Origin of the sequence: Rhodococcus ruber (assembly GCF_027270735.1) — a bacterium.
GTDB classification, from domain to species: domain Bacteria; phylum Actinomycetota; class Actinomycetes; order Mycobacteriales; family Mycobacteriaceae; genus Rhodococcoides; species Rhodococcoides rubrum_A.
Genome location: NZ_JAPWIJ010000001.1, coordinates 560,683 through 579,186 on the forward strand (window position 1 = coordinate 560,683; position 18,504 = coordinate 579,186).

Genomic DNA, 18,504 nt, shown 5'->3' on the forward strand with positions numbered 1-18,504 from the left:
CACCAGGTCAGGGGTTCAAACTATCTCTTCAGTCCGAACATCTTCGCGATCGTCTTCTCCATGAATGTCGCCGGCAGCAACCGTCGCGCCAGAAACACGACCGGTGCGTTGCTTCCCCTGGCGTACAGGGGTTTCGGCTTGTCGGCCTCGATGGCCTTCAGTACTACCTCGGCGACGTCCTCGGCGGAGATGCCGGTTCCCTCCTTGCGATCCAGGGACGAGATCGCGGTGTGGAAATCCTCTCGGTGGACCGAATCCGCGGCGATGTACTTGGTACGGCGCTCGCTGATTCCGGTGTTGATCGATCCCGGCTCGACGGTGGTCATCCATACGCCGAAGGGCGAGAGTTCCAGACGCGCCGCGTCGGAGAAGCCCTTGATCGCTGCTTTCGTCGACGCGTAGGACGAGCGATAGGCAAGTGGGAAGCTGGCCAGCATCGAGCCGACCATCACGATGCGGCCGTAACCCCGCTCGCGCATACCAGGAATGACGTTCTGCGACAGCGTCACTGCGCCGAAGACGTTCAATTGGAAGAGTCGTTCGATGGCGTCGGTCGGCAGTTCCTCGAACGGTCCCGACTGGCTCTCGCCCGCGTTGTTGACCAGAACGTCGACGGCGCCCAGCTCCGCGACGAACGTGCCGATCGACGCGCTGTCGGTCAGGTCGAGGGCTCGATATTCGACGCCCGCCGCCCGCTGAGCGTCGGTCATCGAATCCGGGTTTCGGGAGGTGCCGATCACCCGATAGCCGCGGGCGACCAGCGCCGACGCGACGGCCCGTCCGATGCCCGACGACGCTCCGGTGACCACTGCAGTGCGATTCATGCCCGAATGGTACCGGTGCGTCCGACCGACATCGCATGACGAAACCGCCCATACCGGTTAGTCTGTTACCTGTGCAAACGAACTCCGCTGCCCTGTTGCTCGAGCACCTGTGCATGGCCTTCGGCCCCAAGCCTGCGGTCGACGACCTATCGCTGATGGTTCCTCCCGGTTCGATGTTCGGGTTGGTGGGACCCAACGGTGCAGGCAAGACGACATCGCTCTCCATGGCGGTTGGCCTGCTGAGACCGCAGTACGGCCGGAGTCTGGTGTTCGGCCGAGACGTCTGGGCCGATCCGATCGCGGCCAAAGAGCTGCTCGGCGTGCTGCCCGACGGACTGACCTTGCCCTCCCAGTTCACCGGCCACGAGCTCCTGACCTACATCGGTCGACTGCGCGCGATGCCGGAGGACGTCATCGCGCAGCGTCGAGACGAGCTGCTGGATGCACTGGACCTGACCGACGCCGGCGGAACAGTCATCGCCGACTACTCCGCGGGAATGACGAAGAAAATCGGGCTGGCCTCGGCGTTACTGCACGGGCCCCGATTGCTGGTGCTGGACGAGCCTTTCGAAGCTGTCGACCCTATCTCCTCCACCACGATTCGAACCATCCTCGTGCAGTTCGTCCGCTCCGGCGGGTCGGTGATTCTGTCGAGCCACGTCATGGCGCTCGTCGAGCAACTGTGCACACACGTCGGTGTCATCACCGGAGGCCGAGTGGTGGGGGCCGGAACCGTCGACGAGGTTCGCGGCGGCGGGACCCTGGACGATGCCTTCGTTCGCCTCGTCGGTACGCGTGATCAGAACCCGGACGGCCTGTCCTGGATGCGCTCGTGATGTCGGTCGGCCGCACGGTCCTGCAGATGCGAATCACGCTCTACCGCAGGCAGTTCAGGGGTGGACAAGCGGTGATCAAGACCGTGTTCGGATTGCTGGGGCTGGCCTTCGCGGTTCTCGCCTGCGTGATGGCGGCGCGAACCGACGCGTCGCAGGTATTGGTGGGCGGCACCGCTGGCCTAGGACTGACCCTGACGGGCCTGAGTTGGGTGCTCTTCCCTGTGCTGTCGGGCATTTCCGACGACAACATCCAGCCCCGCCACTTCCAACTGCTGTCCGTCGACCCCGCGCGACTCGCCCGTGCGCTGCTGACCACGTCGGTGGTCGGCATACTGGTTCCGCTGACGATCGTCGCGACAGCGTCCATTCCGATCTACGCGTTGTCCCGCTCGGTCGCAGCACTGCCTCTGGCTCTGGTGGCCTGGCCCGCGACGGTGGTGTTCTTCGTGACGCTGTCGAGGGTGGTGACGCTGGCAATGTCGCAGCTGCTCAAGAGTCGACGCAGTCGTGAGTTCGCACTGTTGGCGTTCGGAGCCATCTTCGGAGGCCTGTACTTCCTGCAGTTCCCCATCACCCAGAATCTCGATCGTGTGCTGTCGGGTGAGGTGACATGGCCGCTCACGCTGGCACATTCGATTCCCTTCAGCTGGGGTATCACCGGCGTCGACGCTGTGTTGGACGGCAAGTGGCTGCTGGCGATCGGCGCGGTCGTGGGATTGCTGCTGCTGGACGTCGCACTGGTGTGGGCATGGCAGCGACTGGTTCTACGCCACTTCGAGGGACGGGTCTCGACGTCGTCGGGATCGACCCGTAAGCAGACGGCAGCGAAGGGTCGTGACGGTGCAACAGGGTGGCGAGTAACGCGGGTCGGCGCGGTAGTGACCCGAGAGCTGTCTCTCTGGCGCGGTGACATGCGTCGTCGAAGTCAGCTGCTCTCGGTCCTGATCTTCGCGGTGCTGGCTGGTATCGGTCCTTTGGTGACCGACTCGATACCGTTCAGCGCAGCCTGGGGCGCGTGGATCGTGATCATCATGGCGATGGGTGCGGGATCGAACTCGTACGGTCTCGACGGTAGTTCGATGTGGCACCTGGTCATGATTCCGCAGGCCCTCCCCGACGACATCCGTGGTCGGCAGATCGCCTGGTTGCTGGTCGCGGCCCCTTTCGCGATCGTTCCGGTCCTGGTGGTTCGAGTCTTCGGCGACCTCGGGCTCGACCGAGTGGAAACCCCTGTCGCATTGACGATCTCGATGCTCGGAGTCAGCGCCGGTCTGACCGCCGTGAACTCCGTACGCGGTGCCTACCCGGTGCCCGAAGCCACGAAGTCGTTTTCGATGAACACGCGGGGATCGTTCACCGGCAACGCATTCGGATTCCTCGTACTCGGGATAATGGTCCTGGCCGTATCGGTCGTGCCTGTACTGCTGCTCGCACTGCTCCTCCCGGGAGCGTGGGCGTATCTGTCGATCCCGGTGGCCGTCGCGATCGGCTGGCTGGGGATGTGGTGGGGCGCGCGGATGGCGGTCGGCGCGCTGGTTCGTGACTCCGACAGAATCCTGAACTCGGTGGTCTCACGGTAGGGCGCGGATTGCCCGACAAGGGTTACCCGCAGCAAAGGTGTGCGACGGTACGTCGCGGGTGACGACACTCCCGGCTCCGATCACCGAGTTCTCGCCGATGGTTACTCCTGGGCAGACGATGACGCCGCCGCCCAGCCATACGTTGTCTCCGATGGTGATGGGAAGGGCGCTCTCCCAACGTGTCCGGCGAGCTTCGTGATCTTCCATGGGATGCAGAGCTGTCAGGAGTTGCACGCGTGGGCCGATCGAGACGTCGTTACCGATGGTGATGGGTGCGCAGTCCAGCAAAATTGCATCGTAATTGAGGAAGGTGTTGGACCCGATGGAAATATATGTCCCGTAGTCACATTGGAATCGGGGCATGATCCACGAATCCGCTCCGATGGAGCCGAGCAACTCGCCGAGCAGTTCTTGCCGTTCTTCGGTCCGGTCTGCCCCCGTCGCATTGAATCTGTCCAGCAGCTTTCCACACGAGACACGAGACGCCACCAAGTCGGGATCACTGTCTCGGTAGAGTTCGCCGCGCAGCATTCGGTCTCGATTCTCGCCCATGGAGGACACGCTACAAGCCGGTCGACATTTCGAACAGTGCGACGCTGAACCACGAACCGCCATCGCCGAAATCGCGCCGACCGACGCAGCGAAACCCCTGCCTCGAGTAGTAGCTGCGCAGGTCGATGTTGGTCTCGGCGCAGTCCAGACGTAGCAGCGCTCGCCCTTCCTGCCGGGTCCGCTGCGATGCCCACTCGAGCAACGACGCGCCCAGTCCTGTGCCGGATTCGCTTCTGTCGATCACCAGTCCGTGCACGTAGCCTGCGGCTTCGACCTGCTCCGGCCAGATGTCAGGGTCGGCCCAGATCAATCTCAGCGCGCCGACAATCGGGCCACCGGGGTGGCGTCGAGCGATGTGGAACTCCCCTGCGTCTATCTGGGCAGCAACAGTCGACAGCGGTACCTCGCGCGGTGTCCACTGATCGATTCGCCGAGCGGCCAGCCAGTCCTCGGCGGCGTGCCGGAGTGCGAGTATCGTTGCTGCGTCGGCGGCAGATGCGAGTTCCACGGTGAGCACCGTGCCATCGTACGGAGGAGACGAGTCCTGTGGTGAACGTGCTTGTGGTCGAGAGTGATTCGGACCGAAAGGCCTTTCCGTCGATCGCTGGGGTCCAGTTTCGGAGCTGCGCGATCGCTGAACTGGCCGATTCGGTCTCCTGGGCCGAGGTGCTGCTGTTTCGCACGTTCGAGGCCGTCGATCTGCGGGCCGTGTGGCCGAATGCCGTCGACCTGAAGTGGATTCACGCGTCGAGTGCGGGAGTCGATCGACTGTTGGACCCCGGTCTGCGCGACGGGTCGTGGTTGCTGACCAACTCGGGCGGCATACTCGACCGCGCGATAGCCGAATATGTCGCAGCAGGAATTCTGGCGTCGGTGAAAAAGCTGCCCCAGGCACTTCACCGTCAGCGCGAGCGAGTCTGGGAGCATCGAGTCAGCACGGGAGTTCGCGGTGAGCGTGCTCTTGTCGTCGGACCAGGCTCGATCGGACGTGAAATCGGCCGATTACTCGGCGCACTCGGTATGCGCGTCGACGCGGCGGGGACATCCGAACGCCCGGGGGATGCGGAATTCGGGCGAATCCGTCACGTCGATGAATTGCGTTCGTATGCAGGCGAATACACCGTCATCGTGCTCGCTGCACCGTTGACCGAGAGAACCCGTGGTCTCGTCGGTGCCGAGGTGCTTGCGGCCATGAGTCCCGATGCGGGTCTGGTCAACATTTCACGCGGTCCGGTCGTCGACGAACAGGCTCTGTGTGCGGCCTTGGCCTCCGGGACGATCGGGTGGGCAGTGCTCGATGTGTTCGAGGTCGAGCCGCTGCCGGCATCGAGCCCGCTGTGGGGCATGGACAACGTGATCCTGACCGCCCATCTGGCCGGGGACGCCGACGACTTCGCCGAGCGGTTGTGGCGGCTGTTCGAGGAGAACTTGGAGAGATATCTGCACGGTTCGCCGCTGGTCAACGTCGTGGACAAGCAGACGGGCTATGTCCAGCGGTAGGTCTGACCGCGAAAGTGTGTGTAACAGTGCGTAGCGTGTATTAGGGTGCACGAGTGCGGGTAATCAATCATTCGGCGATCGCGTCGACCAGTCGGGAGGCGGCTTTCGCCTACCTCGACGATTTTCGTAACGTGCCGCAGTGGATGTTCGGCATCACAAGGTTCGAGCCGACGAGCGAGATCACATCCGGTCTCGGAGCCAAGTACGACGCGACGATGCAGATCGGCCCCAAAGCGCTCAAATCCGTTGTGCATGTGACCGAATGGGTCCAGAACGAGCGGCTCACGCTCGAGTCGGTCGAGGGGCTCTCGAACTCGTCGACGTGGTCGTTCGAGGACGCCGGTGACGGCCGAACCCGACTGGTGGTCGTCTTCCGCTACAGCCTGCCCGGAGGCATCGCCGGTAAGGTGCTCGGAGCGGTAGTGGAACCCGTTGTGGGTCAAGCGATCCGGCACACCGAGTCGACCCTGCGGGGTCGGTTGGAAGCGGCCGGTCAGTAGACGTACATGCCGGAGGACTACCACTGCGCCCCACCCCGCCGAGCTGTACGCGGACATCGCGACCGGAGGCAGTGCAGTGACAGAGAGGGCTAGGAGATCGTTGTGGTGCACACGACGAACTGCCTCGCCTCGTATGCGAACCCACCCTCGGGGCAGTCGTTGGGGTCGGCGGTGCCTGTCTTGATCTCGGTGACCTGTTCGACGTCGGTCGCGCTGGGGTCACCGCAGTCGACACGTGCGGGCTCGTCGATACCGCCGGTGGGAACACTCATGCATCCGTCGACGACCCAATCGACGTCGAGGCACAACGCGCCCTGCTCCACACCGTCGAGAGTCTCGTAGTAGGTCTGATTGACGTCGGTGGGGCACTGCTCGTTCTGTTCGGCCTTCGCGATGACCTTGTAGTTCGACTCCATGCTGCCGCACTCTGCGTTGTCGATGGTGGCGGCGGTCATCGTGCCGCCGAGCACGACGCATTGTCCGATCTCGACATCGATATCGGTGGAACCACCGGCGTCGATACCCTCCTGGCCGGAGACATCGTCGGTGGTACTGGCAGCGGCCGACGTCGAGGACGAGGTGGTGGTGTCTGCGGCAACGGCGTTGCCCGAGTCGGTCGACGAGCAGCCTGCGGCGAAGAGCAGCGTCAATGTTGCACCCGCGGCAAGGAACCCTCTGGACAATGCGTGCATCGTGGCGTGACCTTCTGGACTCATCCAGGCGAAGGAGTACTCCTTCGTCGGTAACCCCGCGGGCTACCGAAAAAATATTCTTTACTATTCACGGAGATTTTGAAAGTCACGAACGGAACACGATCGACGAAACCCACTTGGTGTTGTGCACGCCCGGCAGCGCCGGAACGATCACGCGCGCGGGATAGCCGTGATCGAGCGAGAGATCGACACCGTTGACTTTCAGGGCCAGCAACGAGTCGGGATGTACTGCTTGATTTCCCTGCAGCACTGCGCGAGTGAAGGCACCGTTCTGCTCGAGCGAGGTCACCTCGGCCGAGCGCGGTGCGGACACACCTGCCAGCGCGGCGAGTTCGGCCAGCGGGACGCCGGTCCACGTCTGAGTCGTCGACCATCCTTCGACGCAGGCAATGGGAAGTTCGGCAGTGCGCTGCGGCATCGACAGCAGCCTGCCGCGCGACAGCACCACCGGAACTGCGTCCTCGGCCGCGCCGGCGATCGTCAGCTGCCAGTCGGCTCCGGTCTGTGCCTCGGTGATTCCCGCCGCCTCCGCGGTCCGATTGATCTGAAAGTCGTTGGGGCCGTTGCCGTAGGAACGCCCGCGCGGCAGCAGAATCGCGGCCTTGCGGAGAACGCCTCCAACCGTCTGGCCCACCGTGAGCACAGCGACGAAACCCATTCCAGCAGCGACCAATCCGATTGCGCCGCGGCGGTTCATCGTGTTCGTGCGGCCCTGGTCGGGGGACTCGTTGCGCGCGCGCAGCACGTCCATCAACGACTCGGACCGTAGGGTTCGCCACATCAACGGCACCTTGAGGCCGAGGTGGACGAGGAATCCGGCGATGAACACCCAGGCACCGAAGTAGTGGGCGGCGTAGAAGTCGAAGCCGAAGACGTAGTCGTACTGGATGTTGAGAACACCGGTGACGATCTCGAACAGTAGACCGCCGACGAGCGCCAGCAGGGACAGGCGTTCGAGTGCGTGCGCAGGCGAACGAACCGGCGGCAATTCGGCGAGCTTGGGCATCACCGACCACAGCTTGGCGATGACGAGCGGAACGATGATCAGGCCCAATCCCACGTGCAGGCCCTGCGTCAGCTGGTAGAGCCAGGCAGGGTTCGTCGGCCAATCGAAGAACGGCAACCGCAACCACCCGACGGCACCCGGCCTGGCCTGGCCGAACTGGGGCCCGTACGCGATGTACGACAGTAGACCGGTCACGATGACGATCGGTAGGGCAACGAGCAGCACTGCACCGAACAGCGACGTCAACCACGTCCCGCGCAGCGGACTGCGAAAGCGCACGAGTGAGTTGCGGGCTTCGGCCATGTAGGGCATTCGCTGCCCGGGCAGTCCCGGATGTGTCGTGTCCAGCTCCCCCGCCTGTTTCATTGCCTCGTAGAAGGCCTGTGCATCGGCGGTGGTGGATACCTTCGGACGGTCGGATGCCCATCGGTGAAAGAGCTCGCCGTATCTCTCCCCCATCGCCGACGCCACAGCCGGGTACCGAGCCGCGATCTCGGCTGACCGCTTGCGTAAGAGAGCGGTTCGAGCGGTGTCGATGGTGGCCGAATCGAACCCAGTGGGCAGCGGCTCTCCCGCTACGAGCGCACGGATGAGCTCCTTCTGACGGCGGGCCAGGTCCTCGCTCACATCGTCGGGCCCAGCACCCGGTTCGGCGTGATTCGTTCCAGGCCCGCCGAATCGGCGATCGCGTCGAGTTCGTCCAGCAGCTCGATCTCGGGTGGGTAGTGACCGTCGCGCTCGAGCATGAGTGGTGTGCGGTGCCCGGCTGCAGCGAACGTTCGGAGGAGCTCGAGTACCTCGTCGGGAACAGCCGCGGTGTGCGAGTCGTGGTAGACGCCGTCGCGTACCGTGCCACCGGCAATGTGGCAGTAGGCAATTCGGTCCATGGGCAGCCGGGCCAGTTCGGTCCACGGGTCACGGCGTCGGTTGCGCGCGTTGGCATAGACGTTGGCGATGTCCAAGACCAGACACACCCCAGTGCGTTCGATCAGTTCGGTGAGAAATTCGCTCTCCGTGAGCTCGTCTTCAGGCCAATCGAAGAGTGCCGCAATATTTTCCACAGCCAGTGGAACGTCCAACCCGTCCTGTGTCCGCGCAATGTTGCCGGTCAATACCGTCAAAGCCTCGCGGGTCCGCGGGACCGGGAGCAGATGCCCGGCCTCGATGCCGTCGGCGCGAACGAACGCGATGTGTTCGCTCACGATCGGTGACCCGAGCAGCGAGGCCACCCGCTCCAAGTGCGCTATTCGTCTGTGCTCCAACGGCTCTGCACCGCCCAGAGACAAACCGATTCCGTGAGTGACGACGGGGACGCCGAGCGCGGTGAGGCGATCCGGCGCGTGATCCCCGATCGATTCGGCGATCACCTCGCAGAACACGAGCCCGGGCAATTGCGAGATGATCCCCGAAATCTCACTGCGCCAACCGACCCCGAGACCCACCGGCAGAGCGTCGATGGTCATCCGCCGCACCCGCCCCCGCCGCCGCAGCCGCCTCCACCACCGCAACTACTGCCGCCTCCGTCACCGCTGCCTCCGCCACCACTGTCACCGCCGAAACCGAACGATGCAGCTCCACCGGCCTGGGCAGAGCCATAACTGAGGGCGCCCGCCATGGCCGGATCGAGCATCAGTAGAGCGCCCGCTCCGAAGAGGGCGGCCGACATGCCTGCTCGTGACGGCCCGTACGCGGTGAACGACGGACGAGAGCGCGGTGAGAGATAGTCGTTCTCGACACGAAGGCGTCGGAGTTCCGCGTCTCCGAGTGCGGTACGGCGGCGTCGGCGGCGAACGAACGGGAGCGTCAGCAGCAGCAATGCGATGATCCCGACGAGAAACAGCACCGGTTTTCCGTTGGCGAGGCCCGAGATCACTCGCACGAATCCGACGGCCGCGACGAACAAGATCGGGAACACGCGGATCGTCGACGCGCCTCGCTCGGACCGCCCGTGCAGCAAGCCCTCATCGATGAGCTGACTTCGCAGCTGCGCGCACGCCACGGACATGTTCGTCACGAGCCGGGACCGAACCAGGGGTGCTTTGCCGCTGCCGAGGCGTTCGAGGACGGTGCGGGTGAACCAATCGAGGTGTGTGCGCTCGGTGTCGGTCAGTGCGCGCCGCGCTCTGCCCCGCGAATCGATCACGTCTGCACCGCGGAGGATTGCCAACGACGCCATCACCGCCTGGGTGTCATTGGTGAGCGCCCCGACCTCGGGTGGCGTGAGCACCCGCCCGGTCGGAGAGACAGGAGCGGACCGGTGCGAGGCGAGCCAGTTGCCTGCCACTGCCAGAACCACCGCGAGAACGGCTGCGAGCAGATACCACCGCAGGAAGTCTGCGCTGGCAATACCCCAGGTGTCGGTACTCCCCACGGCTGCACCACCCTTCGGTCGGAACCTGCATCTGGTGTCAGTATCGGGCCCACCGGCCAGAAAGCAAGCCCGAAAGCGTCCCCGCGGGGACGCTTGTGCGGTCTGCAGAAGGTTCTTGTCGGTGCCCCGTCGTACCGTGGTCGAACATGCATTCGATGAATGGGGGCGTGCATGAGCGACATGGCTGAGGCAGGATCCGAGGCGGGGCGGATCGAGACGAAAGAAATCGAGACCGAGATCTGCGCTCTGGCAGGTCGGATCGCTGCGGCGTCGGCGCAGTATCTGATTCTGGTGGGTGAATTCGACTCTCGACGCGGATGGGCGGCGTGGGAAGTGCGGTCGTGTGCGCATTGGTTGTCCTGGCGCGCGGGAGTCGACCTGCATACCGCTCGTGAGCAGGTACGGGTCGCCAAGGCAATGCGCGAGTTGCCGCTGATCACGTCGGCGTATCTGAGCGGCACGATCTCGTTCTCCAAGGTGCGCGCGATGACGCGTGTGGCCACGGCGGAGAACGAGGCCTCGCTGCTGCAGAAGGCACTGGATGCGCCGGCCGCGCATATCGAGCGCCTGTGCCGTGGTCTGAAGAAGGCCATGCGCCCCACTCGGCGGAACGGTGTGGATCTGGACCCGTGTCTGGGACGGTGGCGCTGGGACGAGGACGACGGCTCGCTCGTGGTCAGTGCGCGATTTCGGCCGGAGGACGGGAAACGGTTTCTGGCCGCGTTGACCAGGGCCGAATACGAGCGGACCCGAACGGACGACGAGGCGGACTCCGATCGGGCCGCCCCTGCGCCGCCCAATCCGGTTCCGGCGATGATCGCGATGGCCGAGATGGTGTGCGCTGCAGTGGACTCTCCGGTCGTGTCGCCTGCTGCAGAGGTGCTGGTGCACATCGGCGGGGTCGACGAAGCAGGGCACGACCATGCCCATTTGGACGACGGGCCAGGGTTGGACGACGAGACGCTTGCTCAGGTGCTGTGTTCTGCAGTCATGCGGACTGTCGGCCACGGCCGGCTGGGAAAGACTGTGCGGTGGAGTCCAACTGCAAAATCACCGAGCCGAACTCAGATGCGCCAGTTGATCATTCGAGACCGATGCTGCGCGGTACCGGGATGCGGTCGAACCCGCTTCATGCATGCGCATCACGTCACCTATCGCTCGCGCGGTGGCGAGACCACACTCGACAACCTGGTGCTGCTGTGCGGCGAGCATCATCGAGCGCTGCACGACGGTTACTTCTTCATCGAAGGCCTTGGAGATCAACGCTTCTCGTTTCGCCATCCCTCGGGAACCGAGATCATCCACGCTCCCGCGGTGTCGGGAGACGCCGACGAGATCAGGCGACAGTACGACGGGATCGCTCCCGACGCCATCGTCCCGAACTGGGGCGGCGAAGGCCTCGATCTGAGCTACGCGACCGATGTCCTGATCACCAACTGGCAGCAGGCTGCATGAAATGGGGCCGTACAGGGCAAGTTAGTGTGACGACGAGACTCGGACAAGAAGCGGTGGGATATGAGCGTCGACAGATCGATGGAGGACGAACCGTCCTGGCCGGTGGAACGAGCACCGCTCCGCACCGACGCGACCAGGCCCGAGGACGATCCGTTCTACACCGCGCCCGCGGGCTATGAAACGGCTCTTCCTGGGACGATTCTCAAAGTAAGGCCGGTCGAGGTCGCGATGTTCGGCCGCGTGCGCCAGCGAGTCGATGCGTGGCAGCTGCTCTACCGGACTGCGGACCTGGGCGGTCTTCCACAGGCCAGCGTCACGACGGTGCTGCGCCCGCGGAATGCCCAGCCGGTCCTGCTGTCGTATCAGTGCGCCATCGACGGTGTCGCGTCCTCGTGCTTTCCGTCGTACGCGCTTCGTCGTGGCTCCAAGGCCTTCGGTGCAGTCCCGCAGTTCGAGTTCCTGCTGGTTCTGCACGCCCTGCGCCGCGGGTGGACCATCTCGATCCCGGACCACGAGGGACCCGACGGGCACTGGGGTTCGCCGCAGGAACCCGGATTCTGCACGCTCGACGCCATCCGCGCGGCGTTGTCGTTCGAGCCGCTGGCGTTGCACGAGAGCACGCCCGTTGCGCTGTGGGGCTACTCGGGCGGCGGTCTCGCGACATCCTGGGCAGCGGAGATGGCACCGGAGTACGCGCCGGAGATCGAGTTGGTCGGTGCCGCGCTCGGCTCGCCGGTCGGAGATCCGGGCTCCGCGTTCACCCGGCTCAATGCGACGCTGCACGCAGCGTTGCCGACGCTGGTGGTGGCAGGACTGCGGCGCACCTATCCCGAATTGGATCGGGTCATCCGCAAGTACGTCAACGAGGACGGAATGCGCATTCTCGATTCCGTCGAGTCGATGACGACCGTCCGAGCCGTCACCCGACTGGCCCGACACGATCTGGACAAGTACATCGACGTCCCGTTGGCCGATCTGCTGGCGTTGCCCGAGATCGTGCAGGTCTTCCTCGACATCCAGCCCGGCCGCATCGCCCCGACGGCTCCGCTGCTGGTCATCCAGGCGGTGCACGATCAGATCATCGCCGTCGACGACGTCGACGGGCAGGTCGAGCGGTACAACGAAGCCGGTGCCCACGTGACGTATCTGCGAGATCGGCTGAGCGAACACCTGTCGCTGCATCCGCTCAGTGCGCCCCTCACCCTGGATTGGCTGGCCGATCGATTCGCCGGTGTGCCGGTGCCCGGCCCCTCGACGCGGACGGTGTGGTCCACTGCGTTCTCGCTCGCGGCGGTTCGTGGTCTGGTGTCGCTGACCTGGACGACGTTCAGAGCATTCACCATCGGCGTCCGGGCGTAGCTACCCTAGGGCCGATGCAGCGAACCTGGGTACGGATACTCACCGGCACGATCGCGATACTGGGCATCCTCACCGGGCTGGTGGCGTTGGGTGTCTACTACACCGACACTCGCGTCAACGTGCTGATCGCACTGGCGTCGTTCGTTCCGTTGATGTTCATCGCTGTCGTACTCGGCGCACTCGTGGCGCTGATCGGGCGACGCTGGGTTCTCGCGGGAGTCTCGGCGCTCGTGCTGGCGGCAGGTGCAGTGTCGTACGCGCCGCTCTACGTGGCCGACGCGGCTCCGAGCTCCGACGGTGTGCGGCTGCGCGTGATGCAGGCAAATTTGATGGTGGGGCGCGCTGATCCGACGGCTGTGGTCGGTCAGGCGCGCGAGAACTCCGTCGACGTCGTCACGATTCAGGAATTGACCGACGCGTCGGTGATCGGTCTGCGTGACGCCGGCATGGAAGAGCTCTTTCCCTACAGTTACCTCCGGCCGTACGTGACGGGCGGCGGCGGGGCCGGGATCTACAGTCGGCTGCCGATATCCGAGAGCCGCGAACTCGTCGGATACGGTCCGGTGAATCTTGCGACCCGAATCGAGGTCCCCGATTCGGAGCCGATTTCACTGCTGGCCGTGCACCCCGGACCCGCCTACATCACTCCGGCAGAGATCTGGACGGCCGAATTGGATACGCTGCGAGACGATCTGGAGGCCGCGTCGGGTACCGGACCGGTGATCGTCAGCGGAGACTTCAACACGACCTATTCGCACAAGAAGTTCCGCAACCTCCTCGATGCCGGATACTCCGACGCCGCAGCGCAATTGGGGAAGGGCCTGGTGCCGACGTATCCCACGGACAAGGGCACGCCTGCTGTCGTGGGTATCGATCACATCCTGTCCAACAGCGGACACGCTCGGTCACTGGAAAGAATCGATCTCCCGGGATCGGATCATCACGGATTGATCGGGGAGATAGAGTTCGACCGGTAGATCAGCGGAACGAGTCGACGTTTCGCTGCGCCCAGTGTGCGAATGTCGTAGCGGTGCCGACGATGTCGGTCAATGTCCGGTCGACCTGCTGTGGGTTGTCCACCCAGGATTCGAGCCCGTCGACGTAGGTGATCGCAAAGTCCCCCATGCTGGGAGTCAAGTCCTCGATGGTCTCTTGTCGGCTGACCGTGTCGAAGGTCAGGGGGCGGCCCACAGCGTCGGAAATTCTGTCCAACAACTGGACGCGCGTCAGGGTTTCGGGTCCGGTGAGAACATGGGATCTGCCGTGATGCGTCTGTTCGTCGATGAGGACGGCCGCAGCTGTCGCGGCGATATCGTCCATCGCGATCGGGGCATTGGCGGCGTTGGGGAAAGGCTCACGGACGCAACCGGATTCGATGATTCGCTCCGCCCACATCGTCGAGTTCTCCATGAATTCGCCCGGCCACAGGTGTGTCCACTGCATTCCGGAGTTCTCGACCGCCACGGAGATCGGATACCACCAGTTCTCGGGTGGACCGGCGAGATCGACGACATGCCGTACCCCCGCGGCGCGGGCGAGCTCGAGAACAGGTTGGATCGTGCTCGGATACGGAGCCAGATAGATCTGATCGACACCGGCCAAGGCGTCGGGTAGGGAATCGACCCGACCGAGAAACCCCTCGGCGATTTCCACGCCCGCGGGCAACTGCGCGCGTTCGGGATGGTTGGTCAACGCTCGCACGTCGGTTCGTCCCGCGGCCAGGAGATGGTCGACGAGCATGCGGCCGATGTTGCCGGTGGCACCGGTTACCAGAATCGTCATACCGTACAGCGTACGGCATGACGATTCTTCGGAGGTGGAAAAGGTGAGCCGATCAGCTCACGCGAGCGGACTGCTTCCGAGCCTTGCCGCACTGCAACAGGATTCGCACTGCGGCGGGGGTGCCGTCCAGCGACGTCACGATGTCGTTGCGCGTCTGTGCTGCCGCGGCCGAGACGGTATCGAGCGAAGCCACTGTGGGATCGAGAGTCGCGGTGATCTCGACGACCCGCTCCCCGCGGTCGGATACCGATCGGCCCGATGCGGACACGACACCCTCGTGGGCTACCAAGGATTTCGCTGCACTCTTGGCGGCGGTGGTCAGATCGACACTGAGCCTGCCGTCGACGTCGGAATCTGCTGTGGAGGCAAATGCGACGGTGCCGACCGAACGGCGCGGCAGGTGCGCGAGGAGCCACCAGAGTCCGAGTAGAACGAGGACGATCGCGGCTGCTCCGAGGGCCCAGGGCCACCACCCTGCATCGACGGTGGTGTCGACGAACGCCGCATCGATGCGCTCGCGGCCGGGGAACTTGCCGCGTTCCCATGCGACGGCTCCACCGCCGAGGGCGATCAGTGCGAGTCCGACGACCGCAGTGCTGGTTCGGTCGAGAGACGCGGTAGCGCGCTTCATGAGGCTTGTCCTGTCGTTCGCACTCGGGTGCGGACTTTCGGTGCCGACGCGAGTGGGCGGAGGGCATCGTCCACGGAGGTGACGATCGAGGATTTCAGGGCCGAGGTATCGGTGCCGGTCACGGTGGACGCGGCGACGGTGACCTTCTTGTTGCCGGCCTTGGCCGTCGCCGAATCCACTCCGACGTTGTCGAGAGCGGCGGCACGGGCCACCGCGGCGACGTCACCCTTGCGGAGCCAGACGTCTCGCTCGGTGAGAGCGCGGTGGGTGCGTCGGCGTGGTCGGACGGCAACGAAAACGAGGATGAAGCCGACGACGACAGCCGCGATGCCCGCAGGGAGCATCCAACTCTGCGCGGTGAGTCCATCCAGGTGAGTGGCTGCGGGTCCGACCCACTCGGAGCCGTCGAGAGCGCCGAGCTTCAGCAACGCTTCGCGGCCGAGGACCACTCCGGCACCGATGAGGACGAGTGCGAACAGAACGGCGGGAACAGCGGCGGTGGGGTTTGCCACCGGCTTCTTGCTCGGCTTCTCGCTCATTGCACTCTCCCTTCTTCGACGGTGGCTTCGGCGGGCACGCACTGGACGGTGACGTCGACTCGGTCGACGGTGTAGATGCCCAGCTCGGACAGATCTCTTGCCACTGCCGCGCGAACGTTGGCGGCAACCTTCGCCAGCGGCGACGGCCAGGTGACAGCCACCGCAACCTGCGCACGGACGCGTGTCCCGTTGATCGTCACGTCCGCCTTCGGCAGGTCACGTCCGCCGAGGACGCGTAGCCCGGGGTTGCGGTCGGTGACCGATTCGGTGCCGCGAGCTGCAAGAACGGCGAGGCGCTCGACGGCTTTGTGCTTGATTTCCAGTGAGCCTCGCTCACCGGGGTCGTTCAGTGTTTCGGTCACCGCTGTCTCAGTCACGACCGCGACCACGCATGATCGAGTTCAGGTCCAGTTCGCCGTCGATGTAGCGCCCGACGAAGAAGCCGAGGCCGCCGAGGACGATGGCGATGAGGAAGCCGGTGAAACCGCCGGCTGCTGCGGCGATGGCCAGCAGAAGTCCCACGAACAAACCGATGGTTGCAGTGGTCATGGTCTTGATCTCCAGTCAGAGGTATCAGATTCAGCGGTGTCAGATGTCGAAGTAGTTGCGCCGGGTGACGCGTTTGCGGATGCGAGCGATCCGCTTGGGCAGAGTTCGCAGTGGTGACGGAATCGGCGAGGCGCGGAACACGGTCGGCGCACTGGCGGTATTGATCGGAGCCGAGGGAAGAACAGCGAACCTGCGGTCGACCTCGGCGAGTTCGGCCATGTAGCGAGCCGGATCCCCGCCGATATCGGGGTGATGTTCCCGTGCCACAGCGCGCCGAGCCGCCTTGTACTCGGCGGCTCGGTTGTGCGCTGCGTGCTCGTTCACCTGGTCAGACTCGCACAATGTCCTCGACGGTGACGTGCACAGGGCCGTCGACCATCGCTGCCACTGTGCGACGCACGGCATCGGCGGTCTCGCGGACCGCGACACCGAACTCCAGCGTCACGTGAACCTCGGTTCCGTCCTCACTGCTTCGGATGCCGGCGATACGGCGTCCGGGCAGGTACGTCGCGGCCTCACCGAACATGCCGCCGTGCAACCCGACGACACCGTCGACTGCCAGAACGGCGTCGGCGATGTCCTCGGACTTGTCACGATCCGTCATGTGCGGCTCGGTCACTGCACTCGGGTGGTGGCGGGCTCGGTGGTGTCGTCCTCGTCCGAGCCGTCGTCGAGGTAGATGTCGTGGACGACGATGTTGACCTCGGTGACCTCGAGACCGGTCATGCGCTCGACGGCGTTGATGACGTTGCGGCGGATGCCCGCTGCGAGGTCTGCGATCGAGACGCCGTAATCGGCGACGATGTCGATGTCGACTGCTGCCTGACGCTCGCCGACCTCGACCGAGACACCCTGCGACTGGTTGACGCGGGCACCGGGGATGCGCTCACGGAGAGCACCGATCGCGCGGCTGGCTCCGCCTCCGACGGCGTGCACTCCCTGAACCTCACGGGTGGCGATGCCGGCGATCTTGGAGACGACGGTATCGGCAATGGTGGTGCGGCCCTGCGAGCTGACGAGTACGGAATCCGACTTCGTGGTGATGTCGGTCTTTCCTTCGCCTGCTGCGGATACGGTTGCCTTGGTGTCCGTCGTGGAGCTCATGAATGCCTCTCTTCGTTTCGGTGTCTGATGCGTCAGTGTGTGACAGGAGTTGGTCGTAGCTCGATCGTCGAAACGCACGTCCACATAAAGTGACCTACGTCATAGATTACGTCTGCTGGTAAACCGGTATCGAAGACTGGCGTGATCGATGACCACGATGAAGTGAACGGGGGCCCGATGGAGTGGGTAGACGCGTCGGACCGCGTTCTCGTCGGCGCTGCGGCGCTCGGCGAGACCGATGCGTTCGAGGAGATCGTCCGGCGCTACGGCCCGGAGATGTTTCGGTATGCGCGCAACATGTTGTCCGATCAAGGTGCCGCCGAAGAGGTGGTGCAGGACGCCTTCGTGGCAGCGTGGAAGGGCCTCGACAACTTCCGTGGAGACTCGGCTCTGCGAACCTGGCTGTTCTCACTGGTGTCGCACAAAGTGATCGATCATCGACGCCGTCGTAGCGTTCCTCCCGCGGAAGATTGGGTGTTCGAGCGAAAGAGCACCGGCGCGGGCAGTGATCCCGGGGCGGATGTCGAGGCAGACAGCTTCATGACCGAGCTGGGCACAGCACTCGCCGAGCTGCCCTACCGTCAGCGGGCCTGCTGGCTGCTCCGCGAGGTGGAGGGCCTGACGCACCCCGAGATCGGCGCGATCATGACCCTGTCCGCCGGAGCAGTACGAGGTCAGTTGACCAGAGCACGAGCAACATTGAGCGAAAGGTTGGCAACATGGCGAACCCACTAGAGCCGGATTCGGTTCTCGCGCGTGCTGCCACCGAACTTCGGGACGCACCACAGGAACCGAATTGGGTGGACATCAGCGCGTCCATCATCACGAAGGTACGCAACACCACCAGACGCACATGGCCGATCGACAGCGCGTTCCCCTCCGGCTCTGCGGCCGGACCGGCGGACTCACTGCGGGTCAGCGACCACATCGTCAAGACGACTCTTCGTCGTGCACTGGCGGACGTTCACGGCGCACAGCCCACCGAGATCGACCTCGACCTCGACGATCATGCCTGCACCGGTCTGTTCGTCGCGGTGATCGGGGTGTACGGCGACGACCTGCAGGCTGCGGGAGACGAGCTGGCGACCATCGCGATCGATACCGTGTCGGACCTGCTGGGCGTCACCCTCGGGCGCGATGTCGTAGAGATACGCGTCGACGACATCGAGGAGCGCTAGCTGTACGGGCCGGGTGAGGAGACAG

Annotated in this window: 24 protein-coding genes; 9 read left to right on the forward strand and 15 right to left on the reverse strand. The window is 64.5% G+C overall.

Features of this window, described 5'->3' with window-relative positions:
* Nucleotides 1–20: 20 nt before the first annotated feature.
* The gene (locus O4220_RS02710; RefSeq protein ID WP_269602019.1) at nucleotides 21–824 is read right to left on the reverse strand and encodes an SDR family oxidoreductase; all 804 of its coding nucleotides are present in this window, start codon (nucleotides 822–824) and stop codon (nucleotides 21–23) included.
* Between the two features lie 35 nt (nucleotides 825–859).
* Here O4220_RS02710 and O4220_RS02715 point away from each other — a divergent pair, with 35 nt between their 5' ends.
* A complete protein-coding gene (locus O4220_RS02715; protein ID WP_420030302.1) occupies nucleotides 860–1,660 on the forward strand; it encodes an ABC transporter ATP-binding protein in 801 nt (266 codons plus the stop codon).
* 26 nt (nucleotides 1,661–1,686) lie between these two features.
* Nucleotides 1,687–3,240 (forward strand): ABC transporter permease, encoded by a 1,554-nt coding sequence (locus tag O4220_RS02720; protein WP_269602020.1) that lies wholly within the window; start codon nucleotides 1,687–1,689, stop codon nucleotides 3,238–3,240.
* Here O4220_RS02720 and O4220_RS02725 read toward each other — a convergent pair.
* Both O4220_RS02725 and O4220_RS02730 read right to left on the reverse strand, forming a co-directional pair.
* Nucleotides 3,232–3,792, reverse strand: a complete 561-nt coding sequence (locus O4220_RS02725) for a sugar O-acetyltransferase (RefSeq protein WP_269602021.1) — start codon at nucleotides 3,790–3,792, stop codon at nucleotides 3,232–3,234. The genes O4220_RS02720 and O4220_RS02725 overlap by 9 nt on opposite strands.
* Before the next feature lie 10 nt (nucleotides 3,793–3,802).
* Complete coding sequence (locus tag O4220_RS02730) at nucleotides 3,803–4,309, reverse strand: GNAT family N-acetyltransferase (RefSeq protein ID WP_269602022.1); 507 nt, start codon at nucleotides 4,307–4,309, stop codon at nucleotides 3,803–3,805.
* A 29-nt stretch (nucleotides 4,310–4,338) separates the two neighbouring features.
* Here O4220_RS02730 and O4220_RS02735 point away from each other — a divergent pair, with 29 nt between their 5' ends.
* On the forward strand, nucleotides 4,339–5,292 hold the full coding sequence (locus O4220_RS02735) for a D-2-hydroxyacid dehydrogenase (RefSeq protein WP_269602023.1): 954 nt from the start codon (nucleotides 4,339–4,341) through the stop codon (nucleotides 5,290–5,292).
* Between the two features lie 53 nt (nucleotides 5,293–5,345).
* The gene (locus O4220_RS02740) at nucleotides 5,346–5,792 is read left to right on the forward strand and encodes an SRPBCC family protein (RefSeq protein ID WP_269602024.1); all 447 of its coding nucleotides are present in this window, start codon (nucleotides 5,346–5,348) and stop codon (nucleotides 5,790–5,792) included.
* 89 nt (nucleotides 5,793–5,881) lie between these two features.
* Here O4220_RS02740 and lppU read toward each other — a convergent pair whose 3' ends face one another.
* The 4 genes from lppU to O4220_RS02760 form a co-directional block, all read right to left on the reverse strand.
* On the reverse strand, nucleotides 5,882–6,484 hold the full coding sequence (gene lppU / locus O4220_RS02745; RefSeq protein WP_269602025.1) for an LppU family putative lipoprotein: 603 nt from the start codon (nucleotides 6,482–6,484) through the stop codon (nucleotides 5,882–5,884).
* 106 nt (nucleotides 6,485–6,590) lie between these two features.
* A complete protein-coding gene (locus O4220_RS02750; RefSeq protein WP_269602247.1) occupies nucleotides 6,591–7,823 on the reverse strand; it encodes a molybdopterin-dependent oxidoreductase in 1,233 nt (410 codons plus the stop codon).
* A 311-nt stretch (nucleotides 7,824–8,134) separates the two neighbouring features.
* On the reverse strand, nucleotides 8,135–8,974 hold the full coding sequence (locus O4220_RS02755) for a DUF692 domain-containing protein (RefSeq protein ID WP_269602026.1): 840 nt from the start codon (nucleotides 8,972–8,974) through the stop codon (nucleotides 8,135–8,137).
* Nucleotides 8,971–9,882 (reverse strand): TIGR04222 domain-containing membrane protein, encoded by a 912-nt coding sequence (locus tag O4220_RS02760; protein ID WP_269602027.1) that lies wholly within the window; start codon nucleotides 9,880–9,882, stop codon nucleotides 8,971–8,973. The genes O4220_RS02755 and O4220_RS02760 overlap by 4 nt, the downstream gene beginning before the upstream one ends.
* A gap of 171 nt (nucleotides 9,883–10,053) precedes the next feature.
* Here O4220_RS02760 and O4220_RS02765 point away from each other — a divergent pair, with 171 nt between their 5' ends.
* The 3 genes from O4220_RS02765 to O4220_RS02775 are packed head-to-tail and all read left to right on the forward strand — an operon-like array spanning nucleotide 10,054 to nucleotide 13,673.
* The gene (locus tag O4220_RS02765) at nucleotides 10,054–11,337 is read left to right on the forward strand and encodes an HNH endonuclease (protein WP_269602028.1); all 1,284 of its coding nucleotides are present in this window, start codon (nucleotides 10,054–10,056) and stop codon (nucleotides 11,335–11,337) included.
* A gap of 60 nt (nucleotides 11,338–11,397) precedes the next feature.
* Complete coding sequence (locus O4220_RS02770; protein ID WP_269602029.1) at nucleotides 11,398–12,696, forward strand: lipase family protein; 1,299 nt, start codon at nucleotides 11,398–11,400, stop codon at nucleotides 12,694–12,696.
* A 14-nt stretch (nucleotides 12,697–12,710) separates the two neighbouring features.
* Entirely contained in the window at nucleotides 12,711–13,673 is a 963-nt protein-coding gene (locus O4220_RS02775; RefSeq protein WP_269602030.1) for an endonuclease/exonuclease/phosphatase family protein, read from the forward strand.
* Nucleotide 13,674: 1 nt separating this feature from the next.
* Here O4220_RS02775 and O4220_RS02780 read toward each other — a convergent pair whose 3' ends face one another.
* From O4220_RS02780 to O4220_RS02815, 8 genes are read right to left on the reverse strand one after another with little or no spacing between them, the layout of a single operon-like run.
* A complete protein-coding gene (locus O4220_RS02780) occupies nucleotides 13,675–14,478 on the reverse strand; it encodes an SDR family oxidoreductase (RefSeq protein ID WP_269602031.1) in 804 nt (267 codons plus the stop codon).
* A gap of 52 nt (nucleotides 14,479–14,530) precedes the next feature.
* Nucleotides 14,531–15,109 (reverse strand): hypothetical protein, encoded by a 579-nt coding sequence (locus O4220_RS02785; RefSeq protein ID WP_269602032.1) that lies wholly within the window; start codon nucleotides 15,107–15,109, stop codon nucleotides 14,531–14,533.
* The gene (locus O4220_RS02790) at nucleotides 15,106–15,648 is read right to left on the reverse strand and encodes a DUF6286 domain-containing protein (protein WP_269602033.1); all 543 of its coding nucleotides are present in this window, start codon (nucleotides 15,646–15,648) and stop codon (nucleotides 15,106–15,108) included. The genes O4220_RS02785 and O4220_RS02790 overlap by 4 nt, the downstream gene beginning before the upstream one ends.
* The gene (locus O4220_RS02795) at nucleotides 15,645–16,025 is read right to left on the reverse strand and encodes an Asp23/Gls24 family envelope stress response protein (protein WP_269602034.1); all 381 of its coding nucleotides are present in this window, start codon (nucleotides 16,023–16,025) and stop codon (nucleotides 15,645–15,647) included. Before O4220_RS02795 ends, O4220_RS02790 begins: the two co-directional genes overlap by 4 nt.
* Nucleotides 16,018–16,197 (reverse strand): hypothetical protein, encoded by a 180-nt coding sequence (locus O4220_RS02800; RefSeq protein WP_027495126.1) that lies wholly within the window; start codon nucleotides 16,195–16,197, stop codon nucleotides 16,018–16,020. Before O4220_RS02800 ends, O4220_RS02795 begins: the two co-directional genes overlap by 8 nt.
* Nucleotides 16,198–16,236: 39 nt before the next feature.
* Nucleotides 16,237–16,521: a hypothetical protein gene (locus O4220_RS02805; RefSeq protein ID WP_032378653.1), complete on the reverse strand. Its 285-nt coding sequence runs from the start codon at nucleotides 16,519–16,521 to the stop codon at nucleotides 16,237–16,239.
* 4 nt (nucleotides 16,522–16,525) lie between these two features.
* Nucleotides 16,526–16,801 carry an Asp23/Gls24 family envelope stress response protein gene (locus O4220_RS02810; RefSeq protein ID WP_269602035.1) on the reverse strand — a complete coding sequence of 92 codons (276 nt, stop codon included), beginning with the start codon at nucleotides 16,799–16,801 and terminating at the stop codon, nucleotides 16,526–16,528.
* Nucleotides 16,802–16,812: 11 nt separating this feature from the next.
* On the reverse strand, nucleotides 16,813–17,301 hold the full coding sequence (locus O4220_RS02815; protein WP_094677033.1) for an Asp23/Gls24 family envelope stress response protein: 489 nt from the start codon (nucleotides 17,299–17,301) through the stop codon (nucleotides 16,813–16,815).
* A gap of 177 nt (nucleotides 17,302–17,478) precedes the next feature.
* On the opposite strand from O4220_RS02815, the gene O4220_RS02820 reads away from it, so the two are divergent.
* Nucleotides 17,479–18,036, forward strand: coding sequence for an RNA polymerase sigma factor (locus O4220_RS02820; protein WP_269602036.1), 558 nt, complete (start codon nucleotides 17,479–17,481; stop codon nucleotides 18,034–18,036).
* Nucleotides 18,021–18,479, forward strand: a complete 459-nt coding sequence (locus O4220_RS02825; protein ID WP_269602037.1) for a hypothetical protein — start codon at nucleotides 18,021–18,023, stop codon at nucleotides 18,477–18,479. The genes O4220_RS02820 and O4220_RS02825 overlap by 16 nt, the downstream gene beginning before the upstream one ends.
* Nucleotides 18,480–18,504 lie beyond the last annotated feature (25 nt).

What these genes read in the sequence shown, in the direction of transcription:
- O4220_RS02810 (WP_269602035.1), bottom strand. Translation starts at nt 16,801, where the DNA reads ATGACGGATCGTGACAAGTCCGAGGACATCGCCGACGCCGTTCTGGCA.
- O4220_RS02765 (WP_269602028.1), top strand. Translation starts at nt 10,054, where the DNA reads ATGAGCGACATGGCTGAGGCAGGATCCGAGGCGGGGCGGATCGAGACG.
- O4220_RS02820 (WP_269602036.1), top strand. Translation starts at nt 17,479, where the DNA reads ATGGAGTGGGTAGACGCGTCGGACCGCGTTCTCGTCGGCGCTGCGGCG.
- O4220_RS02750 (WP_269602247.1), bottom strand. Translation starts at nt 7,823, where the DNA reads ATGCCCTACATGGCCGAAGCCCGCAACTCACTCGTGCGCTTTCGCAGT.
- O4220_RS02755 (WP_269602026.1), bottom strand. Translation starts at nt 8,974, where the DNA reads ATGACCATCGACGCTCTGCCGGTGGGTCTCGGGGTCGGTTGGCGCAGT.
- O4220_RS02815 (WP_094677033.1), bottom strand. Translation starts at nt 17,301, where the DNA reads ATGAGCTCCACGACGGACACCAAGGCAACCGTATCCGCAGCAGGCGAA.
- lppU (WP_269602025.1), bottom strand. Translation starts at nt 6,484, where the DNA reads ATGCACGCATTGTCCAGAGGGTTCCTTGCCGCGGGTGCAACATTGACG.
- O4220_RS02770 (WP_269602029.1), top strand. Translation starts at nt 11,398, where the DNA reads ATGAGCGTCGACAGATCGATGGAGGACGAACCGTCCTGGCCGGTGGAA.
- O4220_RS02780 (WP_269602031.1), bottom strand. Translation starts at nt 14,478, where the DNA reads ATGACGATTCTGGTAACCGGTGCCACCGGCAACATCGGCCGCATGCTC.
- O4220_RS02710 (WP_269602019.1), bottom strand. Translation starts at nt 824, where the DNA reads ATGAATCGCACTGCAGTGGTCACCGGAGCGTCGTCGGGCATCGGACGG.
- O4220_RS02775 (WP_269602030.1), top strand. Translation starts at nt 12,711, where the DNA reads ATGCAGCGAACCTGGGTACGGATACTCACCGGCACGATCGCGATACTG.
- O4220_RS02715 (WP_420030302.1), top strand. Translation starts at nt 860, where the DNA reads ATGACGAAACCGCCCATACCGGTTAGTCTGTTACCTGTGCAAACGAAC.
- O4220_RS02725 (WP_269602021.1), bottom strand. Translation starts at nt 3,792, where the DNA reads ATGGGCGAGAATCGAGACCGAATGCTGCGCGGCGAACTCTACCGAGAC.
- O4220_RS02720 (WP_269602020.1), top strand. Translation starts at nt 1,687, where the DNA reads ATGCGAATCACGCTCTACCGCAGGCAGTTCAGGGGTGGACAAGCGGTG.
- O4220_RS02785 (WP_269602032.1), bottom strand. Translation starts at nt 15,109, where the DNA reads ATGAAGCGCGCTACCGCGTCTCTCGACCGAACCAGCACTGCGGTCGTC.
- O4220_RS02800 (WP_027495126.1), bottom strand. Translation starts at nt 16,197, where the DNA reads ATGACCACTGCAACCATCGGTTTGTTCGTGGGACTTCTGCTGGCCATC.
- O4220_RS02790 (WP_269602033.1), bottom strand. Translation starts at nt 15,648, where the DNA reads ATGAGCGAGAAGCCGAGCAAGAAGCCGGTGGCAAACCCCACCGCCGCT.
- O4220_RS02825 (WP_269602037.1), top strand. Translation starts at nt 18,021, where the DNA reads ATGGCGAACCCACTAGAGCCGGATTCGGTTCTCGCGCGTGCTGCCACC.